The 21,447-nt window shown below is 73.4% G+C and carries 23 protein-coding genes; 6 read left to right on the top strand and 17 right to left on the bottom strand.

Going from position 1 to position 21,447, the window contains the following annotated elements:
- Positions 1-77: 77 nt before the first annotated feature.
- Complete coding sequence (locus E4P38_RS20180; RefSeq protein WP_245161186.1) at positions 78-1,502, bottom strand: site-2 protease family protein; 1,425 nt, start codon at positions 1,500-1,502, stop codon at positions 78-80.
- Positions 1,454-2,656: a 1-deoxy-D-xylulose-5-phosphate reductoisomerase gene (gene dxr / locus E4P38_RS20175; RefSeq protein ID WP_135133776.1), complete on the bottom strand. Its 1,203-nt coding sequence runs from the start codon at positions 2,654-2,656 to the stop codon at positions 1,454-1,456. Before dxr ends, E4P38_RS20180 begins: the two co-directional genes overlap by 49 nt.
- Positions 2,657-2,754: 98 nt before the next feature.
- Here dxr and E4P38_RS20170 point away from each other — a divergent pair, with 98 nt between their 5' ends.
- Entirely contained in the window at positions 2,755-3,042 is a 288-nt protein-coding gene (locus E4P38_RS20170; RefSeq protein WP_245161185.1) for a DUF2631 domain-containing protein, read from the top strand.
- Positions 3,043-3,059: 17 nt separating this feature from the next.
- Here the strand turns inward: E4P38_RS20170 and E4P38_RS20165 are convergent, their stop codons facing one another.
- Together E4P38_RS20165 and rlmN are read right to left on the bottom strand one after the other, a co-directional pair.
- Positions 3,060-3,776: a VIT1/CCC1 transporter family protein gene (locus E4P38_RS20165; protein WP_135133774.1), complete on the bottom strand. Its 717-nt coding sequence runs from the start codon at positions 3,774-3,776 to the stop codon at positions 3,060-3,062.
- On the bottom strand, positions 3,773-4,999 hold the full coding sequence (gene rlmN, locus E4P38_RS20160; RefSeq protein WP_135133790.1) for a 23S rRNA (adenine(2503)-C(2))-methyltransferase RlmN: 1,227 nt from the start codon (positions 4,997-4,999) through the stop codon (positions 3,773-3,775). The genes E4P38_RS20165 and rlmN overlap by 4 nt, the downstream gene beginning before the upstream one ends.
- Before the next feature lie 81 nt (positions 5,000-5,080).
- Between rlmN and E4P38_RS20155 the strand changes: the two genes are divergently transcribed.
- Positions 5,081-5,845, top strand: a complete 765-nt coding sequence (locus E4P38_RS20155; protein WP_135133773.1) for a UDP-galactose-lipid carrier transferase — start codon at positions 5,081-5,083, stop codon at positions 5,843-5,845.
- Position 5,846: 1 nt separating this feature from the next.
- Here the strand turns inward: E4P38_RS20155 and E4P38_RS20150 are convergent, their stop codons facing one another.
- Positions 5,847-6,497 carry an RNA methyltransferase gene (locus E4P38_RS20150; protein ID WP_135133772.1) on the bottom strand — a complete coding sequence of 217 codons (651 nt, stop codon included), beginning with the start codon at positions 6,495-6,497 and terminating at the stop codon, positions 5,847-5,849.
- A 17-nt stretch (positions 6,498-6,514) separates the two neighbouring features.
- On the opposite strand from E4P38_RS20150, the gene E4P38_RS20145 reads away from it, so the two are divergent.
- Positions 6,515-7,618: a GNAT family N-acetyltransferase gene (locus E4P38_RS20145; RefSeq protein WP_135133771.1), complete on the top strand. Its 1,104-nt coding sequence runs from the start codon at positions 6,515-6,517 to the stop codon at positions 7,616-7,618.
- Positions 7,619-7,621: 3 nt separating this feature from the next.
- On the opposite strand, the gene E4P38_RS20140 is transcribed toward E4P38_RS20145, so the two are convergent.
- The 5 genes from E4P38_RS20140 to rpsB all read right to left on the bottom strand — a co-directional run bounded on the left by E4P38_RS20140 (position 7,622) and on the right by rpsB (position 12,093).
- On the bottom strand, positions 7,622-8,701 hold the full coding sequence (locus tag E4P38_RS20140) for a phosphatidate cytidylyltransferase (protein ID WP_135133770.1): 1,080 nt from the start codon (positions 8,699-8,701) through the stop codon (positions 7,622-7,624).
- Between the two features lie 19 nt (positions 8,702-8,720).
- Positions 8,721-9,278, bottom strand: coding sequence for a ribosome recycling factor (gene frr / locus E4P38_RS20135; protein ID WP_135133769.1), 558 nt, complete (start codon positions 9,276-9,278; stop codon positions 8,721-8,723).
- A gap of 61 nt (positions 9,279-9,339) precedes the next feature.
- Positions 9,340-10,110, bottom strand: coding sequence for a UMP kinase (gene pyrH, locus E4P38_RS20130; RefSeq protein WP_135133768.1), 771 nt, complete (start codon positions 10,108-10,110; stop codon positions 9,340-9,342).
- A 102-nt stretch (positions 10,111-10,212) separates the two neighbouring features.
- Positions 10,213-11,028, bottom strand: coding sequence for a translation elongation factor Ts (gene tsf / locus E4P38_RS20125; protein ID WP_135133767.1), 816 nt, complete (start codon positions 11,026-11,028; stop codon positions 10,213-10,215).
- A 96-nt stretch (positions 11,029-11,124) separates the two neighbouring features.
- Complete coding sequence (rpsB, locus tag E4P38_RS20120; protein WP_135133766.1) at positions 11,125-12,093, bottom strand: 30S ribosomal protein S2; 969 nt, start codon at positions 12,091-12,093, stop codon at positions 11,125-11,127.
- A gap of 297 nt (positions 12,094-12,390) precedes the next feature.
- On the opposite strand from rpsB, the gene E4P38_RS20115 reads away from it, so the two are divergent.
- Positions 12,391-12,903, top strand: coding sequence for a M23 family metallopeptidase (locus tag E4P38_RS20115; protein ID WP_135133765.1), 513 nt, complete (start codon positions 12,391-12,393; stop codon positions 12,901-12,903).
- Position 12,904: 1 nt separating this feature from the next.
- Here the strand turns inward: E4P38_RS20115 and dapA are convergent, their stop codons facing one another.
- A complete protein-coding gene (dapA, locus tag E4P38_RS20110; protein ID WP_209309223.1) occupies positions 12,905-13,831 on the bottom strand; it encodes a 4-hydroxy-tetrahydrodipicolinate synthase in 927 nt (308 codons plus the stop codon).
- A 75-nt stretch (positions 13,832-13,906) separates the two neighbouring features.
- Here dapA and E4P38_RS20105 point away from each other — a divergent pair, with 75 nt between their 5' ends.
- On the top strand, positions 13,907-14,857 hold the full coding sequence (locus E4P38_RS20105) for a hypothetical protein (RefSeq protein ID WP_135133764.1): 951 nt from the start codon (positions 13,907-13,909) through the stop codon (positions 14,855-14,857).
- Between the two features lie 17 nt (positions 14,858-14,874).
- Here E4P38_RS20105 and E4P38_RS20100 read toward each other — a convergent pair whose 3' ends face one another.
- From E4P38_RS20100 to E4P38_RS20090, 3 genes are all read right to left on the bottom strand, one after another.
- A complete protein-coding gene (locus tag E4P38_RS20100; RefSeq protein ID WP_135133763.1) occupies positions 14,875-15,648 on the bottom strand; it encodes a class I SAM-dependent methyltransferase in 774 nt (257 codons plus the stop codon).
- Positions 15,649-15,658: 10 nt separating this feature from the next.
- Positions 15,659-16,468 (bottom strand): RNA polymerase sigma factor WhiG, encoded by an 810-nt coding sequence (whiG, locus tag E4P38_RS20095; protein ID WP_135133762.1) that lies wholly within the window; start codon positions 16,466-16,468, stop codon positions 15,659-15,661.
- 106 nt (positions 16,469-16,574) lie between these two features.
- The gene (locus tag E4P38_RS20090) at positions 16,575-17,510 is read right to left on the bottom strand and encodes a tyrosine recombinase XerC (protein WP_135133761.1); all 936 of its coding nucleotides are present in this window, start codon (positions 17,508-17,510) and stop codon (positions 16,575-16,577) included.
- Between the two features lie 107 nt (positions 17,511-17,617).
- Here E4P38_RS20090 and E4P38_RS20085 point away from each other — a divergent pair, with 107 nt between their 5' ends.
- Positions 17,618-18,118, top strand: a complete 501-nt coding sequence (locus tag E4P38_RS20085; protein WP_135133760.1) for a hypothetical protein — start codon at positions 17,618-17,620, stop codon at positions 18,116-18,118.
- Between the two features lie 10 nt (positions 18,119-18,128).
- On the opposite strand, the gene dprA is transcribed toward E4P38_RS20085, so the two are convergent.
- The 3 genes from dprA to E4P38_RS20070 are packed head-to-tail and all read right to left on the bottom strand — an operon-like array spanning position 18,129 to position 21,255.
- Positions 18,129-19,382 (bottom strand): DNA-processing protein DprA, encoded by a 1,254-nt coding sequence (dprA, locus tag E4P38_RS20080; RefSeq protein ID WP_135133759.1) that lies wholly within the window; start codon positions 19,380-19,382, stop codon positions 18,129-18,131.
- Positions 19,379-20,899 (bottom strand): YifB family Mg chelatase-like AAA ATPase, encoded by a 1,521-nt coding sequence (locus tag E4P38_RS20075; RefSeq protein WP_135133758.1) that lies wholly within the window; start codon positions 20,897-20,899, stop codon positions 19,379-19,381. The genes dprA and E4P38_RS20075 overlap by 4 nt, the downstream gene beginning before the upstream one ends.
- Entirely contained in the window at positions 20,896-21,255 is a 360-nt protein-coding gene (locus E4P38_RS20070) for a YraN family protein (protein ID WP_135133757.1), read from the bottom strand. Before E4P38_RS20070 ends, E4P38_RS20075 begins: the two co-directional genes overlap by 4 nt.
- Positions 21,256-21,447 lie beyond the last annotated feature (192 nt).

The raw sequence follows: 21,447 nt of genomic DNA, 5'->3' as shown, positions 1-21,447 counted from the left end.
ATCGCCATGCCCGCCAGTATCCCCCGCGTGGGCGTCCGCGCCGGTGGCGCGCCTGTGACGTGCCCCGGAGCCCGGGTCTAGTTGAGGGTGATCGGGTTGACGATGTCGGCGATGAACAGCAGCGCCGACAGCGCCAGGAACAGGCCCGCGACCACGTAGGCCACCGGCATCAGCCGGGCGATGTCGAACGGACCAGGGTCCGGCCGGCCGCGCACGCGGGCGACCGAGGCGCGCACCTTCTCGTACAGGGCGCCCGCCACGTGCCCGCCGTCGAGGGGGTAGATCGGCAGCAGGTTGAACAGGAACAGCACGAGGTTCACGCCGGCGAGCAGCTGGAAGAAGTAGCTGATCTTCTCGGTGGTCGTGAACTTGTCGAAGGCGAACACCTCGCCCGAGATGCGGCTCACGCCGACGACGCCGATGGGTCCCTGGGCGTCGCGCTCCTCGCCGAGGAAGGCCGCGCGGAAGAGGGCGGGGACGCGCTCGGGCATCTCCACGAGCTTGTCCACCGACCGCGCGATCGTCGACCCGAGGAAGCCGGGGACGGCTGTGACCGACTGCCGCACGTAGTCCTGGGCGGGGCTGACGCCGACGAAGCCGACGCTGATGGTCTCCCCGCTGTCCTGGCCCGCGTAGACGGTGTTCTCGATCGGGGTGACCGTCAGGTCCTGCCGCTCGCCGTCGCGCTCGATCGTGAAGACGACCGGGGTGTCGATGCTGCGACGGATGGCCACCTGCACCTGATCCCAGCCGTCCGTGGGCTCCTGGGAGACCCGCTTCCCGTCGAGTGCCAGCACGGTGTCGCCCGGCAGCAGGCCCGCCTTGGACGCGGGGCTCGCCTCGGGCAGGGCGCAGTTCGGCGTCCCGGTGTCGCAGATCTGCCCGGCGTCCGCGCCGGAGGTCACGATCGGGACCTCGCAGGCGTCGGTCCGGCCGGCGGTCTCCGCACCGGCCGGCAGGACGCAGTCGGGCACGCGGGCCAGCGTCGTCGTCGCCTCGGGGACGCCGAAGCCGACCAGGACGACGGTGAAGAACACGACCGCAAGGATCAGGTTGTGGAAGGGCCCGGCGAACATGACGATGACCCGCTGCCACCACGGCTTGGCGTAGAACACCCGGCCCTGGTCGGTCGGCAGGACGTCGTTGAGCGCCTGACCGCGGACCTCGGCGATGAAGCTGCGCATGCGGGTGGCGCGCTTGCTCTCGCCCTCCTCGGCCGGCGGGATCATGCCGACGATGCGGATGTACCCGCCCAGCGGGATGGCCTTGATGCCGTACTCGGTCTCCCCGCGGCGACGGGAGAACACCGTCGGCCCGAAGCCGACCATGAACTGCGGCACGCGCATGCCGAACTTCCGGGCCCACATGAAGTGCCCGAGCTCGTGGAACCCGATCGAGAAGAGCAGGCCGATCGCGAACGCGACGATCCCGAGGGTCGTGAGAAGGATCCCGCTCAGCTTCGGCCTCCGGAGATGACGCCCCGGGCGTGCTCCCGGGCCCACTTCTCCGCGGCCAGCACGTCCTCGACGCAGGTGGGTGCGCCGAGGTCCGGCGCGTCGTCGAGGGTACGCGCGACGAGGTCCACGATGCCCCGGAACGACAGACGACCCGCCACGAAGGCGGCGACGGCCTCCTCGTTGGCCGCGTTGAACAGCGCCGGGACGACGCCACCGGCCTCCCCCGCCAGCCGGGCCAGCCGCACGGCCGGGAACGCGACCTCGTCGAGCGGCGCGAACTCCCAGGTGCTGGCGGTCGACCAGTCGAGGGCCGGCTGCACCACCGGGAGCCGGTCGGGCCACGCGAGAGCGAGCGCGATCGGGAGCCGCATGTCCGGCGGGCTGGCCTGCGCGATGGTCGCCCCGTCGCTGAAGGTGACCATCGAGTGGACGATCGACTGCGGGTGCACGACCACGTCGATGTCGGCATAGGGGACGTCGAAGAGCAGGTGGGCCTCGATCAGCTCCAGTCCCTTGTTCACCAGCGTCGCGGAGTTGATGGTGACGACCGGTCCCATGTCCCAGGTGGGATGGGCGAGGGCGTCGGCGACGGTCACGTCGGCGAGGTCGTCGGCCGCGCGCCCGCGGAACGGGCCGCCGCTGGCGGTGAGGACGAGCCGGGCGACCTCGCCGCGGGCACCGCCGCGCAGGCACTGCGCCAGCGCCGAGTGCTCGGAGTCGACGGGCACGAGCTGACCGGGCGCCGCGGCCGCGGTGACCAGGTCTCCGCCGGCGACGAGCGACTCCTTGTTCGCCAGGGCCACGGTGCGGCCGGCCCGCAGCGCCGAGAGCGTCGGGCCGAGCCCGATCGAGCCGGTGATCCCGTTGAGGACGACGTCGGCCGGGCGGGCGGCGAGCTCCTCGGCCGCGCGGGGGCCGGCGAGGATCTCCGGGAGCGCGTACTCCCCCTTCGCCCAGCCGCGCTTCGACGCGGCCGCGTAGAACGCCAGCTGCAGGTCCTGGGCGGCGGTGGCCCGGGCGACGGCCACGGTGCGGACGCCGAGGGCGAGCGCCTGCTCGGCCAGCCGGGCGACGTCGCCTCCTCCGGCAGCGAGCCCGGTGATGCGCAGGCGCTCCGGGTTCTGCTGCGCGACCGCAATGGCCTGCCGGCCGATGGAGCCGGTGGAGCCCAGCACGGTCACTTCGCGGGGGGAACTCACGAGGGCATCCTCCCCCGACGGCACCGCCGTCGAGACACAGCGCCGCCCCGCGCCACCTCGCGCGGTGTTCGGGGCGACGTCCTGCCAGAATGCTCGACGTGAGCGATACGCAGCGGGTCAATCAGCCTGGTCGCGAAGAGGGCGTCGTCCGTACCGACGCGCACCCCGTCGAGCACGAACGCCCCGAGGAATGGGGCTGGCACGGCGAGATGGGCAAGTGGGGACGCCGCCTGACGATCATCCCGATCCTGTTCCTGCTGGCCATGCTGTTCGGCAACCACGAGGGCAAGATGGAGGACATCTGGCTGATCGGCTTCGCCGCCCTGCTGGTGATCCTCCTGGTCGCCGACGCACGTCGACGCAAGAACGCCTGGCGCAGTCGCTGAGCTGGGGGTCCTCAGGGTCACGCAGCCGTGACACCGATCGCCGACCCGATGGCGTAGGTGATCCCTGCCGCGACCGCTCCGAAGAGCAGCTGCCGCAGCCCGGCGTACCACCACGGCCGCGGGGTGAAGCGTGAGGACAGCGCCCCGGCGACGAGCAGGCCCACACCGCCGAAGACCAGCGCCGGCCACAGCACCGAGACGCCGAAGAGGAAGGGCAGCAGCGGCAGCAGCGCGCCGGTCCCGAACGTCAGGAACGACGACACCGCGGCCACCCTCGGCGAGGGCTTGTCCCCGGGGTTGAGCCCCAGCTCGGCGACCACGTGCAGGCGCAGCGCCGTCTCCGGGTCCTTCGACAGCTGGATGGCGACCCGCTCGGCCAGCCGGTCGTCGACGCCGCGCACGCGCAGCATCGCCGTCAGCTCGGCGAGCTCGCCGGAGGGGTTGCGCTCGAGCTCCCGGCGCTCCTTCTCGACCTCGAGGTCGAGCTGCTCGTTCTGCGTCTTCACCGACGTGTACTCACCGAGCGCCATCGAGATGGCGCCGGCGACCAGGCTGGCGACCCCCGCCAGGACGATCGCGCGTGGAGGCGCGCCACCGCCCCCCACTCCGGCGACGAGGGCGGTGTTGGTGACCAGGCCGTCCATGGCACCGAAGACCGCCGCGCGGAGCCAGCCGCCCGAGACGTCCGCGTGACTGTGGTCGTGCGCCTCGGCGTCGGCCGGGGCCTCCGTCACTGGTCGCCCTCGGCACCCAGCTCGACCGGCGGCTCCACGGTAGAAGGACCCCCTTGCCCCCCACCACTCGCGGGCTCGCGGCGGGCCCCTGCAAGGGGGCCGACGGCGACACTCGGCACGCCAGGCTCCGCGTCGGCGGCGGCGAGCTGGCCGCAGGCGCCGTCGATGTCCTGGCCCCGGGTGTCGCGCACGGTCGTCGCGACGCCGGCGGCCCGGAGCCGGGCGACGAACTCGCGCTGGGCCGGCAGCGGACTGGCGTCCCACTTGCTGCCCGGCGTGGGGTTGAGCGGGATCAGGTTGACGTGCGCGAGCCGGCCGGCCAGCAGCTTCCCGAGGAGGTCGGCGCGGAACGGCTGGTCGTTGACGTCGCGGATCAGCGCGTACTCGACCGAGTAGCGGCGGCCGGTGCGCTTGGCGTAGGCGTCGGCGGCGTCGACGACCTCGCCGACCTTCCAGCGGGTGTTGATCGGGACGAGGGTGTCGCGCAGCTCGTCGTCGGGGGCGTGCAGGCTCACCGCGAGGGTGACGTTGCGCCCCTCGTCGGTGAGCCGGCGGATCGCGGGAACCAGCCCGACGGTGGAGACGGTGACCGACCGCTGGGACAGCCCGAGGCCGTGGGGCGCCGGGGTCAGCAGGGCGTCGAGGGTCTTCCGCACGCGGGCGTAGTTCGCCAGCGGCTCCCCCATCCCCATGAAGACGACGTTGGAGAGCCGGCCCGGGCCGCCGTCGAGCTCGCCGTTCGCCATCGCGGCCGCGGCGGCGACCGCCTGGCCGATGATCTCGGCCGCCGACAGGTTGCGGGTCAGCCCCTGCTGGCCGGTCGCGCAGAACGGGCAGGCCATGCCGCACCCGGCCTGGCTGGAGATGCAGACGGTGGCCCGGCCGGGATAGCGCATGAGCACGCTCTCGACGAGCGCGCCGTCGTGCAGCCGCCAGAGCGTCTTGCGGGTGCGCCCGTCGTCGGCCGTCTGGTGCCGCACGACCGTGAGCAGCCCGGGGAGCAGCGCCTCGGTGAGGGTCTCCCGTGCCGCGGAGGGAAGGTCGGTCATCTGCGCCGGGTCGGTGACCCCGCGGTAGTAGTGCCGGGCCAGCTGGTCGGCTCGGAAAGGCGGGTGGCCGAGCTCGCTGACCGCCTCGCGGGCCTCCTCGCGGCTGAGATCGGCGAGGTGGCGTGGGGGCATCCCCCGCTTGGGGGCGTCGAAGACGAGCGGCAGGACAGTCATGGCGTCGTCCATGGTCCCACCTGTGGGGACGGACGCGGCCGTCGCGAGGCGAAGCTCACCCTCCGGTGCCAGGCTGCACGCATGAGCCGGCTGGACGACGTCGATCTGACGCTGCACCTGGGCAAGAAGGAGTACGAGAAGCTTCTGACCGCGGCCCAGGAGCGGCTGGTGCACCTGCGCCTCCTGCTCGGCGGCCAGATCGGGCCGAAGGAACTCGGACCGCCCCTCTGCGTCGTGTTCGAGGGCTGGGACGCCTCCGGCAAGGGCGGCGCCATCCAGCGCCTGGTCAGCGAGCTCGACCCCCGGCACGTGCGGGTGGCGCAGTTCGCTGCCCCCACCCACGACGAGAAGCGCCACCACTTCCTGTGGCGGTTCTGGCCGAAGCTCCCCGGCTGGGGCGGCATGGCCGTGCTGGACCGCAGCTGGTACGGGCGGGTGCTGGTCGAGCGGGTCGAGGGGTTCTCGTCCGTGGACACCTGGCAACGGGCCTACTCGGAGATCGTGGACATGGAGACGTCGCTCGCCGCCGAGGGCACGATCCTGGTCAAGTTCTGGATGCACGTGTCCCCCGAGGAGCAGCTCCGCCGGTTCGAGAAGCGCCGGGACGACCCGTACAAGATGTGGAAGCTCACCGACGAGGACTGGCGCAACCGCGAGAAGCGGGCGGAGTACGAGCTCGCCGTCGAGGACATGCTGGAGCGCACCGACCACCCGGCCGGGCCGTGGCACGTCGTCGCGGCGGACGACAAGCGCTGGGCGCGCGTCGACGTGGTCCGCACGGTCTGCCAGGCGATGGAGGACGGCTTGGCCGAACGCGGCATCGACCCCGACCCGCCCCTGTCCTGACCTAGCCGGCGCGCCCCAGGTCGGCGTGCTGGCGGATCCAGGCGTGCATGGCGATCCCGGCGGCCACCCCGGCGTTGATCGACCGGGTGGAGCCGAACTGGGCGATCGAGACGGTCATCGCGGCGGCGGCGTGCGCGTGCTCGGTGAGCCCCGGACCCTCCTGACCGAAGAGCAGCAGGCAGTCGCGCGGCAGCTGCGCGGTCTCCAGCGGGACGGCGCCGGGCGCGTTGTCCACGGCGACGACGGTCAGCCCCCGTTCGGCCGCGAAGGCGTGCAGCTCCGCCACGTCGGCGTGATGCCGGAGGTGCTGGTACCGGTCGGTGACCATCGCCCCGCGGCGGTTCCAGCGGCGCCGGCCGACGATGTGCACCTCGGCGGCGAGGAAGGCGTTCGCCGTCCGGACCACCGTGCCGATGTTCAGGTCGTGGCCGAAGTTCTCGATGGCCACGTGGAAGGGGTGCCGGCGGCGGTCGAGGTCGGCGACGATCGCCTCGACGGTCCAGTAGCGGTACCGGTCGACGACGTTGCGCCGGTCGCCCTCGGCCAGCAGCTGCGGGTCCAGCCGCGGATCCTCCGGCCAGGGGCCGGGCCACGGGCCGACGCCGACCGTGGTCCCCCAGTCGGTGGGGCCGCGCAGATCCTCATCGGTCACACAGGCAGGATCGCAGGATGGCCTCGGACGTCCTCCTGCACCTCATCGAGCCCGCCGCCTGGCGGGCCGCACTCGACGAGGGAGCGGTCCGGCCGCCGTCTCTGGACGCCGTGGGCTTCGTGCACCTCTCCACGCCCGAGCAGGTGCACCTCCCGGCGGAGCGGATCTACCCCGGCCGCCGCGACCTGGTGCTCCTGGTGGTGGATCCGGCCCGGCTGACCGACCCGGTGCGGTTCGAGCCCGGGGTGCCGGCCGATCCGGGCGGGATGCAGTTCCCGCACCTGTACGGCCCGCTGCCGACGAGCGCCGTGGTCGCCGTCGTCCCCTACCGGCCGCCGGCGCCGCTGGCACTGCCGGCGGCCGACGACCTGCTCGGCCGGGCCCTGCTGTTCACCACGTCCGTCCCCGTCCGGCGGGCGGTGGGGGTGGGCGACGTCCCGGGCGGGGTAGCGGTGCTCGATCCGGACTACGTGCACTCCCGCGACAACAACCGCCTGGTGCTCACCTCCCCGGTGGACGCCGACACGGTCGAGTCCGCGGCGGAGGAGGTGGCCGGCAACGCCGGATGGCCGCACCAGGCCGCTGCGCTGACGTTCCCCGGGGCCGACGGCGTCGCCGCCGAGCTCGGCCGACGCGGGTGGCAGCTCGAGGAGCTGGTGCTCATGGCGCGGTCGGCCGCGCCCACCGCCGGCGGGGAGCGCGCCGAGGTCGTGGCCGAGCCGGAGGTGCACGAGTTCTGGACGCGATCCTGGCGCCGGGACCTGCCCGACCGCCCCGACCGGGAACGGGTGATCGCGGACCTCGTCGGCCGCGAGCAGCTGAACGACCGCGTCGTGGCCGTGACGAACCTGGTGGTGCGCGAGGAGGGGCGGGTGGTCGCCTCCGGTCAGCTCCGCGTGGACGGCGCGACGGCGGCGGTGGAATCGGTGCTCACCGACCCGGAGTTCCAGGGGCGCGGCCACGCGGACGCGATCCTGGCCCGGGCGCTCGACCGAGCCGCCGCCGCGGGCTGCGACCTCGTGGTGCTGGAGGCGGCGGGTGACGACTGGCCGCGGCACTGGTACGCCCGGCGCGGTTTCGAGGTGCTCGGCTCGGTGTGGTGGGCCGACCGTCGGGCCTGAGCCTCAGACGGGGGCGAGGAGGGACAGCAGCAGGTAGGCCAGCGCCGCCGAGGGCAGCAGCGAGTCCAGCCGGTCCATCAGGCCGCCGTGGCCGGGTAGCAGGTTCCCCATGTCCTTGATGCCCAGGTCGCGCTTGATCAGCGACTCCCCCAGGTCGCCGATGGTGGCCGACAGGGCGATCGCGGCACCGAAGACCAGGCCGCCCCACCACGGGGCGTCCAGTGCGAGGGCCAGGATGAGCGTGGCCACGATCATGCAGGCGGTCACCGAGCCCGCGAAGCCCTCCCACGACTTCTTCGGGCTGATGGACGGCGCCATCGGGTGCTTGCCGAACGTCACCCCGGCCGCGTAACCACCCACGTCGCTGGCGACCACGGTCGCGATGAAGGCCAGCACCCGCGCCACGCCGTCGTCGGGAACGAGCAGTAGGACCGCGAAGCCGGCGAGCAGCGGGACGTAGATGGCGACCAGGACGCCGGCGGAGGCGTCCCTCAGGTAGCCGGCCGGCCCGTCGGCGAGCCGCCACAGGACGACGGCCAGCACGGTGAGCAGGAAGCCGACGACGAGGCCGGTCGGGCCGCGGCTCCAGGCCAGGCCCATCATCGCCAGTGCGCCGATGAGCAGCGGGACCAGCGGGGCGCGGAACCCGCCCGCCCGCAACGCCCGGGTGAGCTCGACGACGCCGACGAGCACCGCGGCGGTGACGACGGCCAGGAAGGCCGGACGCCAGATCGCGAGGGACGCGAGGATCACCGCGCCGAGGCTGAGCCCGACGCCGATGGCCGCGCCGAGGTTGCGGCCCGCGCGGCCACCGGCGGGCCGCTCGGTGGTGGGCAGGTCCAGCACCTCGTCCGGCAGCGGCGCCCGGGTCGAGGTGGGTACCTGCTCGGGAGGGCGGGCACCGGGCGGGCCGGGGCGGTCGCCGACGATCGGAACCGGGCCGGTGTCGCCGTCCTTCGGTCGGGGACCGGTCTCGGGCGAGTGGACGACGCCGGCGCCACCGGTGCCGCCCGCGCCGAAACGCAACGGCTCGGTACCCGGTCCGGAGGACCCGGGCCGGTCGGCGGCGGAGGGGGGTGTCATGGGCGGAGAACCGTCGGGGTCAGACCTCGAGCAGCTCGGTCTCCTTGTTCTTCACCGCGTCGTCGATGCTGTGCGTGTGCTGCGACGTGAGGTCGTCCAGCTCCTTCTCCGCCCGACGGACGTCGTCCTCGCCCGACTCGCCGTCCTTGACCAGGCGGTCGAGCTCCTCCTTCGCGCGGCGGCGGATGTTGCGGATCGCCACCTTGGCGTCCTCGCCCTTGGCCCGCGCCATCTTCACCAGGTCGCGGCGGCGCTCCTCGGTCAGCTGCGGGAAGACCACGCGCAGGACCTGGCCGTCGTTCGTCGGGTTCACCCCGAGGTCGCTGTCGCGGACGGCCTTCTCGATGGCCTGCAGCTGACCCGAGTCGTAGGGCTTGATGACCGCCATCCGCGCCTCGGGGACGGTGATGGAGGCCATCTGCGGCACGGGCGTCGGGGCGCCGTAGTAGTCGACCACGATCTTGTTGAACATGGAGGGCGCGGCCCGGCCGGTCCGCACCGAGCCGAGGTCCTCACGGGCGACCGACAGGGCCTTGTCCATCCGCTCCTCGGCATCGAGCAGGGTGTCGTCGATCACGGGTCTTCCCTCCATCGGCGCGACCTCGTGTCGCGCCGTCGTCCTCGAATGACTGCTGGGCTCAGAACGGCTGGCTGATCAGCGTGCCGATCCTCTCACCTGCGACTGCCCGGGCGATGTTGCCGTCGCGCAACAGGTTGAACACGACGATCGGCATCTGGTTGTCCATGCACAGGCTGATGGCCGTCGCGTCGGCCACCTTGAGCTGCTTGGCGAGGACGGTCGCGTAGTCCAGGTCGTCGTACATGACGGCGTCGGGGTTGGTGCGCGGGTCGTCGTCGTAGACGCCGTCCACCCCGTTCTTGCCCATGAGCAGCACCTGGCACTCGATCTCCAGGGCCCGCTGGGCGGCGACGGTGTCGGTGGAGAAGTAGGGCATCCCGGCACCGGCGCCGAAGATGACCAGCCGGCCCTTCTCCAGGTGCCGGATGGCCTTGCGCGGGATGTAGGGCTCGGCGACCTGGCCCATGGTGATGGCCGACTGCACGCGGGTCTCGAGCCCGGCCTTCTCGCAGAAGTCCTGCAGTGCCAGGCAGTTCATGACCGTGCCCAGCATGCCCATGTAGTCGGCCTTGGTGCGGTCCATGCCGGCCTGGCTGAGCTCGGCGCCCCGGAAGAAGTTGCCGCCGCCCATGACCACGGCGATCTGCGTGCCCTTCGCGGCGACCTCGGCCAGCTGCTCGGCGATGCCCCGGACGATGCCGGCGTCGACGCCGACCTTGCCGCCGCCGAAGGTCTCCCCCGACAGCTTGAGCAGGACGCGCTTGTAGCCGCTGGTGTCAGCCGGCTGGAACGCCGTGGGCGCGGAGAGGGGGGGTGTGGTGTCGGTCAACGCGAAGCCTCTCGTCGAATTCTGTGCTGGATCCTGCCGCACGAACGAACGGCCCCGCTCCCGGGACGGGAGCGGGGCCGTTCGTCACTGCTGATGCCTGGCTCAGGCCTGGCCGACCTCGAAGCGGGCGAACCGCTCGACGGTCAGGCCGGCGTCGTCGGCAACCTGCTTCACGGTGCGCTTGGGCTCGGTGATCGACGGCTGCTCGAGCAGGACGAAGTCCTTGTAGAAGGAGTTGACCCGGCCCTCGACGATCTTGACGATCGCCTGCTCGGGCTTGCCCTCTTCCTTGGCCGTCTGCTCGGCGACGCGGCGCTCGGTCTCGACCGTCTCGGCCGGGACCTCCTCGCGGGTGAGGAAGCGGGGACGCGCGGCGGCGATGTGCATCGCCACGCTGCGCGCGGCCTCCTCGGTGCCGCCGGAGTACTGCACCGCGACACCGATGGCCGGGGGCAGGTCGGTGGCGCGCTTGTGCAGGTACGTCGCGGTCGTGCCCTCGAAGGTGGCGAACCGGCTCAGGACGAGCTTCTCGCCGATGCGGGCGGACTCACCCTCGACGAGCGCGGCCACGGTCTGGCCGTCGACCTCGGTGGCGAGCAGCGCCTCGGCGTCGGCCGGCCGCGTCTGCAGCGCGATGTCGAGAAGCCGCTCGGCGAGCTTCCCGAAGTCGGCGTTCTTCGCGACGAAGTCGGTCTCGCAGTCGAGCTCGAGCAGCGCGCCGTCCTTGCTGACGACGATGCCGTTCGTCGTGGAGCGCTCGAGGCGCTTGCCGACGTCCTTGGCGCCCTTGACGCGCAGGAACTCGACGGCCTTGTCGAAGTCGCCGTCGGCCTCGGTCAGGGCCTTCTTGCAGTCCATCATGCCGGCGCCGGTGGCGTCGCGGAGACGCTTGACGTCGGCTGCGGTGAACTCAGCCATGTCACTTCCTCTGGGTCTGTGGAGTGCGAAAGAACGTGGTTCGGGCGTGCCGGGACGCCGTCCCCACCCGGGCAGGGTGGGGACGGCGCCGGCGGATCAGACCTGCGGCGTCGACTCGCCGGCGGCGGGCACGCCGCCGGGAGCGACCTCGTCCGCGGTGACCGTCGGCGGCTCGGCCGGGGTCTCGGGGAGCGGGGTGGCCTCGCCGGCCGGGGCGGCCTCAGCGGTGGCCTCCGTGGCCGGAACCGCTTCGGCGGCCGGGGCCGCCGCAGAGTCCCCACCGGTCAGGAGCTCGCGCTCCCAGTCGGCGAGCGGCTCGTCGCCACCGATGACCTTCTCGGCGCCGTCCTCGTCGCGACCGGCGTTGGCCTGCGCGGCGGAACGGGCCATGAGGCCCTCGGCGACGGCGTCGGCGATCACGCGTGTGAGGACGGCGATGCTGCGGATCGCGTCGTCGTTGCCCGGGATCTTGTAGTCGACCTCGTCCGGGTCGCAGTTGGTGTCCAGGATCGCGACGACCGGGATGTTCAGCTTGCGCGCCTCACCGACGGCGATGTGCTCCTTCTTGGTGTCCACGATCCAGATGGCGCTGGGCACCTTCTTCATGTCGCGGATACCGCCGAGGGAGCGCTCGAGCTTGGCCTTCTCGCGGGAGAGGACCAGCTGCTCCTTCTTCGACAGGCTGACCAGCGCGCCGGTCTGCTCGAGGTCCTCGAGCTCCTTGAGGCGCTCCAGCCGCTTGAAGACGGTCTGGAAGTTGGTGAGCATGCCGCCCAGCCAGCGCTGGTTGACGTAGGGCATGCCCACGCGCGTGGCCTGCTCGGCGACGGGCTCCTGCGCCTGACGCTTGGTGCCGACGAACAGGATCGAGCCGCCGTGAGCCACCGTCTGCTTGACGAACTCGTAGGCGTTGTCGATGTACCCGAGCGTCTGCTGCAGGTCGATGATGTAGATGCCGTTGCGCTCGGTGAAGATGAATCGCTTCATTTTCGGGTTCCAGCGGCGGGTCTGGTGCCCGAAGTGGACGCCGCTGTCGAGCAGCTGCTTCATGCTGACGACTGCCATGGTCGCCTTCCTGGTGGAGCGCGGCCGTGGCCGCGCGTTCTCGGTTGTGACGCGGGCACCGGGTTGGTGCGCCGCCCTGGCGTCCAGCGGCGCCACGCACCCGGCGGTTGCCCGCTGGGACCGAGGTGGCGACTGCCCCGCGTTGGCGGGAGGAGGACGCGCGAAGTCGACCCGTCGGAACGGGCCGCACCGGACAGCATACGCGAGCCGCGGAGGCGGTTTTCCCCAGCCGTCCGGCCCTCCACAGATCCCGCGCACCCCCTCCACCGGGTCCGGTCCGGATCGAGGGTCGACCGCATGCGCGCCCGATTCCGCCTCTTCCTGCTAATCCTCTTCATGGCGGGGTTCACCCCCGTCCCGGCCGCCGCCGACGTCGCGCCGGTCGCTCCGGCGATCACTCCCCTCTGGACGGCGCCGCTGGGCGGCGACCTGGCGGTGACCCGGCCGTTCGACCCGCCGCCGGGCCCGTTCTCGGCCGGACATCGAGGCGTGGACCTGGGCGGCACCCCCTGGTGGCCGGTGCTGGCCGCGGGCGACGGGGTGGTGGTGTTCGCGGGAACGGTGGCCGGGCGGCCGGTGGTGAGCATCGACCACGCGGACGGCCTGCGGACGACGTACGAGCCGGTGGACCCGTCGGTGGCCGCGGGTCAGCGGGTGACCCGCGGCTCCCCCATCGGCACGCTGATCGGCGGCCACGGCGGGTGCCCCCGGGAGGCCTGCCTGCACTGGGGCCTGCGCCGGGGCGAGGGCTATCTGGACCCGATGACCCTGCTGCGCCCACCGCAGGTCCGGCTGCTGCCGATGGGGTAGTTCACCCGGGCCCGCTTTGGGCGGCCCGTTCTCGAGGCGTCCCGCTGATCGCGGCGAGGGCGTGGTCGATCGCCGACCTCGACGCGTTGGTCAGCGGCAGGCGCACGTCCGGTGTCGGCAGCCTGCCCTGGGCGTGCAGGACGCCCTTGATCACCGCGGGATTCGGCTCCGCGAACAGCGCCAGCGCGATCGGCAGCAGGGCTTCCGCGCGAGCACGGGCGTCTGCGACCCGCCCGGCCAGCCCGTCGGCGGTCATGCGCACGAAGTCCGCCGTCCGGACGTGTGCGGCGGCGGCGATCGCTCCGGCACCGCCCATCAGGACGACGGGCAGGAGGTAGGCGTCGTCCCCGCCGAGGACCGCGAAGGAGGGTGGCGCTTCGGCCAGGAGGCGCAGCGTGTCGGCGTCGACACCGCCGACGGCCTGCTTCACGCCCGCGATGTTGGGGGAGGCCGCGAGCTCCAGCAGCGAGGCGGCCCCGAGCCCCCGCCCGGTGCGGTAGGGGACGTTGTAGAGGACCAGCGGTACCGGTGACCGTTCGGCGACCGCGGTGAAGTGGGCGATGATCCCCGCCTCCGACGGGCGCACGTAGTACGGCACCACCGTGAGCGCGGCGACCACGCCGGGCACCTCGGCGAGCTGCTCGTGCCGGGCGATCGTCGTGCGCGTGTCGTTGGTGCCGGCCCCCACGATCAGCTGCGCGCCCGTGTCGCCGCACACCCGCGCGCACGCGGCCACGACCTCGCGCCGCTCGGCGTCGTCGAGTGCCGCATCCTCACCCGTCGTGCCCAGCGCGACGATGCCGGCGGCGCCCGCGTCGAGGGACTCGGCCGCGAGACGTTCCAGGCACGCCACATCGACCCGCCCGGCCTCGTCGAACGGGGTCACCAACGGGACGAAGAGACCCTCGATCAGTCGCTGCCTCAGCACCCCCCGAGGCTATCGGGGCAGGCCGGGCACGGCGGACGCCTTCTCGGAGCGGTCTCCACTGGCTAGCCTGCCGCGATGGTTCTCGACGCCCCCGCCGCCGCCCGGTGGCCGGGAGTGCGCCCGGGACGCGGTCACTACGAGAGCTACTACCTGCGGGCGGTGCACCCGACGCAGCCGCGCGGCGTCTGGATCCGCTACACGGTCACCGCGGCACCCGGCGGACCGCCGAACGGCCAGCTGTGGTTCACCCTCTTCGACCGGGCCGCAACGCCACCGCTGGCCGTCCGGGTCGACGCCGGGGAGGCAGTGAGCGGGGGCGACGCCTGGATCCGGTTGGGCGAGAGCACCTTCGGCCCGTCGGCGTTCGTCGGTCAGGCGGCCTCGTCCGGGCGTTCGGTCTCCTGGTCACTGCGCTCCAGCGCCGAGGAGCAGCCGCTCGAGCATCTCCCCCACGACTGGATGTACAGCGCCCGCCTCCCCCGCACGAAGATGCTGACCCTCTCCCCGACGGCGGTGTTCGACGGCACGCTCGAGGTCGACGGCGACACCATCGACGTCACGGGATGGCCCGGCATGGTCGGGCACAACTGGGGCGAGGAGCACGCGGCGAGCTGGATCTGGATGCACGGGCTGGCGTTCGACAACCACGGGGCCGACACCTGGCTCGACGTCGCGGTCGGACGGCTCGCGCCGGGTCCGGTGACCACGCCCTGGGTCGCGAACGGTGCACTCAGCCTCGACGGCGAGCGGCTGGCCCTCGGCGGGCTCGGCCGGCGGGTCACCGTCGTCGCCGAGGAGGACCACTGCGTCCTTCGACTGCCCGGCAAGGGCGTGACGGTCATTGCAGCCGCCGCCGCGCCCGCCGAGGCTTTCGTCGAGTGGGACTACGCGAGCCCGGACGGCTCGGCGCACCGCGTCGTCAACTGCTCGGTGGCCGATCTGACGATGCGTATCGAGCGGCGCGGAGCAGCGCCGGTCGAGCTGAGAGGGCCGCACCGCGGCGCATACGAGCTGGGCCGGCACTGACCGGAACGGAGCCGCGATCAGCTGCCGACGGCCCGCCACATCGTCCAGCGGTCCTGCTCGACCAGCGGCCCGTCCGGGAGCCGCGCGCGCAGCTCCCCGACCAGCTCGGCCAGCTCGGCGTCGTCCACCTCGTGCAGGATCGAGCGCCCGGTACGCGACGCGATCTCGGCGAGGTAGTCCTCCCGGTCGGCATAGCGGCGGCGCACCTCCCACAGCGACGTCGTCGCGACGTCACCGAAGCCGGCCGACGCCAGCGCACGGGAGAGCGCGTCGGGGGTGGGCCTGCGGGCGTTCTCGACGTCCAGCAGCCGGGGGAAGACCTCGAAGAGCCAGCCGCGGGGATGCGCCGGCGACCCCGGCTGGGCGACGTCGTCGGGGGTGCGGTCCTGGATCAGCAGGACCCCGCCGGGCCGCAGCAGCCGGGCGGCCTCGGCCGCGACGGCGACCAGATCAGGGACGTGGTGGACGAGGGCCCGCTCGAAGACGACGTCGGCACAGCTGTCCGGCAGGCCCGTGGCCGCGGCCTCACCGAGCCGGAACGTGACGCCGGGCAGGTGTCCGTGGCTCGACCGGGCCTCGTCGAGGATCGGCGAGCTGGAGTCGATGCCGGTGACGGTCTCGGCACCCAGCTCCTGCCACGCCCGGACGTAGGTCCCTCCGCCGCAGCCGACGTCCACGACGTCGGCACCCGCCGGGTCGACCAGGCCGACGACGGTGTCTCGCCAGGAGCTGTCGGCCTCGCGGTCGGAGTAGGTCCGCCGGTTCGCCGGGTCGCGGAAGTCGATACCCACCGGCGAGGCGTCAGGCGATGTCGGCGAGCTTGGTCCGCAGGTGAAGCACGGCCTTGGTGTGCAGCTGGCAGATCCGGCTCTCGGTCACCCCGAGTACCCGGCCGATGTCGGCGAGGGTCAGGCCCTCGAAGTAGTAGAGGCTGACCACGACCTTCTCCCGCTCGGGTAGCTGCTCCACCGCGCGCGCCAGCAGCTGGCGGGCCTCCCCGTGCTCGGCCATCGCCTGCGGGTCCAGGGCGCTGGAGTCCTGCAGGGTGTCTCCGAGGCTGGGCGCGCCGCCCTCGTCGTCGCTGAGCAGCTCGTCGAGGGCGACGACGTTGACCAGGGACAGCTGCCCGAGGAACTTGCGCACCTCCTCGACGTCCATGTCCAGGACCTCGGCGACCTCTTCCTCGCTCGGGGTGCGGTGCAGCTTGGCCTCGAGCTCGTCAACGGCACGCTGGAACGCGCGGGCCTTCATGCGCACCGACCGCGGGATCCAGTCGGTGTTGCGGAGCTCGTCGATGATGGCGCCGCGGATGCGGGCCATCGCGTAGCTCTCGAACTTGACCTCACGGGTGGGCTCGTACCGGGTGATCGCGTCGATCAGCCCGAACGTGCCGTAGGAGACCAGGTCGGCCTGTTCGACGTGCGCGGGCAGACCGCTGCCGACCCGGCCGGCGACGTACTTCACCAGCGGGGCGTACTGCAGGATCAGCCGGTCGCGCAGACCCGGGTCACGGCCGGCGACGTACTCCGTCCACAGCTCGGCCAGCAGCGCGTCGGCATCGTCCGGGGACTCGTCGAACTCGTCGATCCGATGGATGGTGGCCTCAGGCACGGTCGCCCTCCTCGCTGCTGCTGCCGGGTCGTGCTCGGTGGTCCTGCCCCGTTCCGGCGGCCGTTGCACGGCCACCGCCCTCACCTGTCAGCACTCGGCCACCCTCTCAGGCGCGGGGATGCGCTTGGGCATGGACCGCACGGAGCCGTTCGACCGTCACGTGCGTGTAGATCTGGGTCGTCGCGAGGCTAGCGTGGCCCAGGAGTTCCTGTACGGAGCGGAGGTCTGCGCCGCCCTCCAGGACATGGGTGGCCGCCGAGTGCCGGAGCCCGTGCGGCCCGATGTCCGGCGCACCCGGAGCCGCTGCGACCGCCTTGTGCACCGTGCGCCGTGCCTCCCGGGCGTCGAGCCGGTGCCCCCGCGCCCCGAGCAGCAGAGCCGGACCCGAGTCCGGCGTCGCGAGTGCGGGGCGCCCCCGGGTCACCCAGGCGTCCAGCGCCTGCTCCGCCGGGACGCCGTAGGGCACGCTGCGCTCCTTGCGGCCCTTGCCCAGGACCCGCAGCAGCCGGCGCCCGCGGTCGACGTCGTCGACATCGAGGCCGACGAGTTCGCTCACGCGGATGCCGCTGGCGTAGAGCAGTTCCAGGACGACGGCGTCGCGCAGTCCGATCGGCTCGTCGGCGCCGGCCGTCGAGTCGACGACGGCGCGTGCCTGGTCGGGGGCGAGCACGTCGGGCAGCGTGCGGTGCGCCTTCGGGCTGACCAGGCGCAGCCCGACGTCGTCGGGGGTCAACCCGGCCCGGCGCAGCCAGGCGGTGAACGACCGCGCGGATGCCGCATGGCGGGCGGTCGTCGCCCGGCTGTGCCCGCGGGTGCGCCCCTGGGCGAGCCAGCTGCGGAGCGCCGCGAGATCGAGCTCGTGGACCTGCCGGCCGCCGCGCCGGGCCAGGTGGTCGAGGAGCCAGACGGTGTCGGTCACGTAGCCGCGGAGGGTGTGCTCCGAGAGGTCCCGCTGGGTGCGCAGGTGCTCCTCGTAGCCGGCCAGCGCCTCCGCGAGGGCCGACGGGAGTGCCGCCCGTGCGTCTGCTGTCCCGGCGGCCACCCCGGAACCGTGCGGCGACACGCCAGGGGCGTCAAGCCGCCGCGCCGGACCCGTCCCGTAGCCGCTGCTCCCGGAATTTCGCTTGACCGGCTCCGAGACTGGATCTCGTGAAGCTCACGTTCCGCCGGATGGCCGACCGCCGTCCGGTCGAGACGCTCGTGGAGCGGGACGACGGTGTCGCGTTCACCATGCGCGGCGCCGGGGGCGGCAGCGACCTGCCCCATGACCTCGCGCACGCCGTCGTCGAGCGGCAGCTGGGTGTCGATGACGGCATCTGGGGATGCGTCGCCGACGGAGTCGTCTGGCGAAGCATGACCCACCTCTCCGGTCGTCGTCCGCCGCACGCCGCCGAGCGGTCGGATCGGCTCAAGCGCGAGCGCTCGGCGTCCGTCCAGCGCGCAGAGAGGCTGGCCGACCTGGTGGGCCGCCTCGCCTCCGGTGCCGACGTGCTGCCGGGTGAGATCCCGGCAACCGGCAAGCCACCCGCCGCCCTGGCCGCAGCCGCGGCAGAGCTCCGGGACGTGCAGCGGCGCTGGGCCGGCCTGACCGTGGGCGAGATCTGGGTGGTCGAGTGGGGGGTCGTCCGCGGACGGTCCGGCCGGCGGTAGTCCCGGGAGCTCAGCCGGCGGCCCCGTGCCTCACCTCCTTCGGCGGGGGCACCAGACGCCACCCGGTCCCGGTCCATTGCACGAGGTCGGCCAGTTCGAGCACCGGCAGCACCCGGAGCACGTCCAGGACGTCGCACCCGGCGACCGCCGCCAGTCGGTCGGCGCTCACTCCGGAACGGACCGGGCAGGCGTCGAGCACGCGGCCGGCCAGGTCCGACAGGCCGTCCCGCGGGGACTCCGGGCGCTCCGGTGGACGGGCGAGATCCGTCCCGATCCCCCCGACCGCCTCGATGACGTGCTCGGCCGACGCGACCAGTCGGGCTCCCGCCTCCTCGTCGCGCAGCAGTTCGTGGCAGCCGACGCTCATCGCGGAGGTCACCGGCCCCGGGACGACGAGGAGCTGACGGCCGAGATCGCGCGCCCGGCGGGCCGTCGCCTGCGCTCCGGACCGTGCCGCAGCCTCCACGACGACGGTGCCCCGGGTCAGCGCGGCGATCAGCCGGTTGCGCACGAGGAAGCGATGCCGCAGCGGCGCGCAGCCCGGCGGCCATTCACTGACGAGCAGGCCGGTCTCGGCGATCCGGTTGAAGAGGGCGCCATGAGCAGCCGGATAGGGCCGGTCGACACCGCAGGCCAGCACCGCCAGGGTCGGCGCCTCCGCCGCCAGCGCGCCGCGGTGCGCGGCGGCGTCGATGCCGAAGGCGCCGCCGGAGACCACCGTCCAGCCGCGCTCCCCCAGCGCGTGACCCAGCTCCGCCGCCACGTGCTCGCCGTACGCCGTCGACGCCCGGGAACCCACGATCGCCACGGACCGGTCCACCAGCTCGTCGAGCCGCGCCGGACCGCGCACCCACAGCGCCACGGGCGGGACCGGGGCGAGGGTCCGGTCCGACTGCTTGGTGTGATCGTCCGGTTCGGAACTCACCGCCACCGTCAGCGCATGCAACGGCAGCGCCGGCCACTCGTCGTCCTCGGGGATCACCAACCGGGCACCACAGCGCTCGGCCCGCGCGAGGTCGGCCAGGCTCTCGTCCTGACCTGACCGCACCCCGACGATCGACCGGAGGCGGTCAGGGGCACGCCCCGTCCGCAGCCGCCGGACCGCCTCGACCGGACCCACGTCGTCGACGTAGCGCCAGAAGTCGATGGTGCCGGGCTCGGCGACGCGGCTCAGCCACGCGCGGGCCCGCCGGACCGCCGGGTGCACCTGCCCCGGTCGCACCGATGCAGCCGCCGCCGCCTCGAGGTCCTCGTCGATGGTCATGCCGCCACCCGCTGCAGACGCATGCCGAGCGCCTCGGCGATCTCGTCGGCGCCCGGGACGGTTCGCCCCGCCAGGTCGCTCAACGTCCACGCGACGCGCAGCACCCGGTCGAAGCCGCGGACCGACAGCGCGCCGCGCTCCAGGGCCCGCTCGGCGAGCCGGAGCGAGGGACGCGGCACCGCCCAGCGCTCGCGCAGCAGTCGACCCGGGATCTGGCTGTTCACCGACAACCCCGTACCGGAGAGCCGCTCTGCCGCGGCCGCCCGCGCGGCCGCGACCCGACCGGCGACGACCGCTGTGGTCTCCGGCGGGGCGACCCCGTCCAGCCACGCCGCACGGGTGACCGGCGGGAGATCGACGCGGAGGTCGATCCGGTCGAGGAGCGGGCCGGACAGCCGGGACTGGTAGCGCCGCCGCTCCAGCGCGCTGCAGGTGCAGGCCGCGTCACCGGCGGCGCTGGCGCACGGGCACGGGTTGGCCGCCAGGACCAGCTGCGCCCGGCACGGGAACGTCGCCGACCCCGCCGCGCGGTGGATCGTCACGGAGCCGCGTTCCAGGGGTTGGCGGAGGGTGTCGAGCACGGCCCGGGGGAACTCGGGTGCCTCGTCGAGGAAGAGGACGCCGCGGTGCGCCCGGCAGAGCGCGCCCGGGCGGATCTGCCCGGAGCCGCCGCCGATCAGCGAGGCCATCGTGGCCGAGTGGTGCGGGGCCTCGAACGTGGGCCGCCGGACCAGGGGCGCCTCCGCGGGCAGGGTGCCTGCGACGGAGTGGATGGCGGTCACCTCGAGCGCCGCCTCCTCGTCGAGCGGGGGCAGCAGCCCCGGCAGGCGTTCGGCGAGCATCGTCTTGCCGGCGCCCGGCGGCCCCGTAAGGAACAGGTGGTGACCGCCGGCGGCCGCGACCTCCACGGCCCGGCGGCCCGACGCCTGGCCCACCACGTCCCCCAGGTCGGGTGCCGGCGGCGCCGGGGGCAGCGGGCCGCGCACGTGCCGCGTCAGGGGTGCCCGGCCGGCGAGATGCGCGACCACCTCGGCGAGCGTCTTCGCGGCGAGCACCTCGATGCTGTCGACGAGGGCCGCCTCGTCGGCGTTGGCCGCCGGCACCACGACCTGCCGGTGACCGGCCCGGGCGGCGGCCAGGACCGCCGGCAGCACCCCCCGGATCCCGCGCACCGATCCGTCGAGACCGAGCTCCCCCAGCAGGACGAGCCGGTCGACCGAGTGGCCCGGCACGACGTCGGATGCGGCCAGGACCGCCGCCGCCAGGGCCAGGTCGAAGCCGCTCCCCTGCTTGGGCATGGCCGCCGGTGACAGACCGATAGTGATCCGGCGATGCGGGAAGGTGGCGCCGGCATTGACGATCGCGGCGCGGACCCGGTCGACCGACTGGCGCACCACCGCATCCGGCAGCCCGACCAGGACGACCTGCGGAACGCCGGCCGCCATGTCGACCTCGACCTCCACCATCGCGCCGTGCACGCCGGCCAGGCCGACCGACCAGGTGCGGGCGAGGGTCACAGGAATGCCGCCCGCAGGTGGGTGACCAGCGCCGGACGCGACGGCCGGACCAGCACCCCGACGACGTCGAAGCGCAGGTCCGGGGCGTGCTCGTCGTGCGCGGCGAGCCAGCGTTGGGCGAGGGTGCGCAGGCGCCGGCGCTTGGCAGGCGTCACCGCCTCGACGGGATGACCGAAGCCGACTCCCCGCCGGGTCTTCACCTCGCAGAAGACCAGGGCATCGCCCTCGCGGGCGACGATGTCCAGCTCCCCCTCACGGCAGCGCCAGTTGCGGTCGAGGACGCGCAGCCCGACGTCGGTCAGATAGGTGGCGGCAATGCGTTCGCCGAGGGCGCCGAGTTCGAGAGTGGTGGACACCCGTCGACGGTCGCCCCGACGGGCACACCGGACCAGCGACTGGAGGAACCTGTGGACGGCCGGCACGGCTGTGGACGGGGGCCGGCGGCACACGACCTCGGGGGGCCAGGGTGATCATCGCTGTGGGGGCAACGGGCCAGGTGGGCAGCCGCGTCGTGCGGCGGCTGCGCGCCGACGGCGCCCCCATCCGCG

This window comes from Blastococcus sp. CT_GayMR16, assembly GCF_004570875.1.
In the GTDB taxonomy this organism is placed as follows: Bacteria; Actinomycetota; Actinomycetes; order Mycobacteriales; family Geodermatophilaceae; genus Blastococcus_B.
Note: the sequence above shows the minus strand (reverse complement) of the source record. Positions and strands in the feature narration are given on the sequence as shown.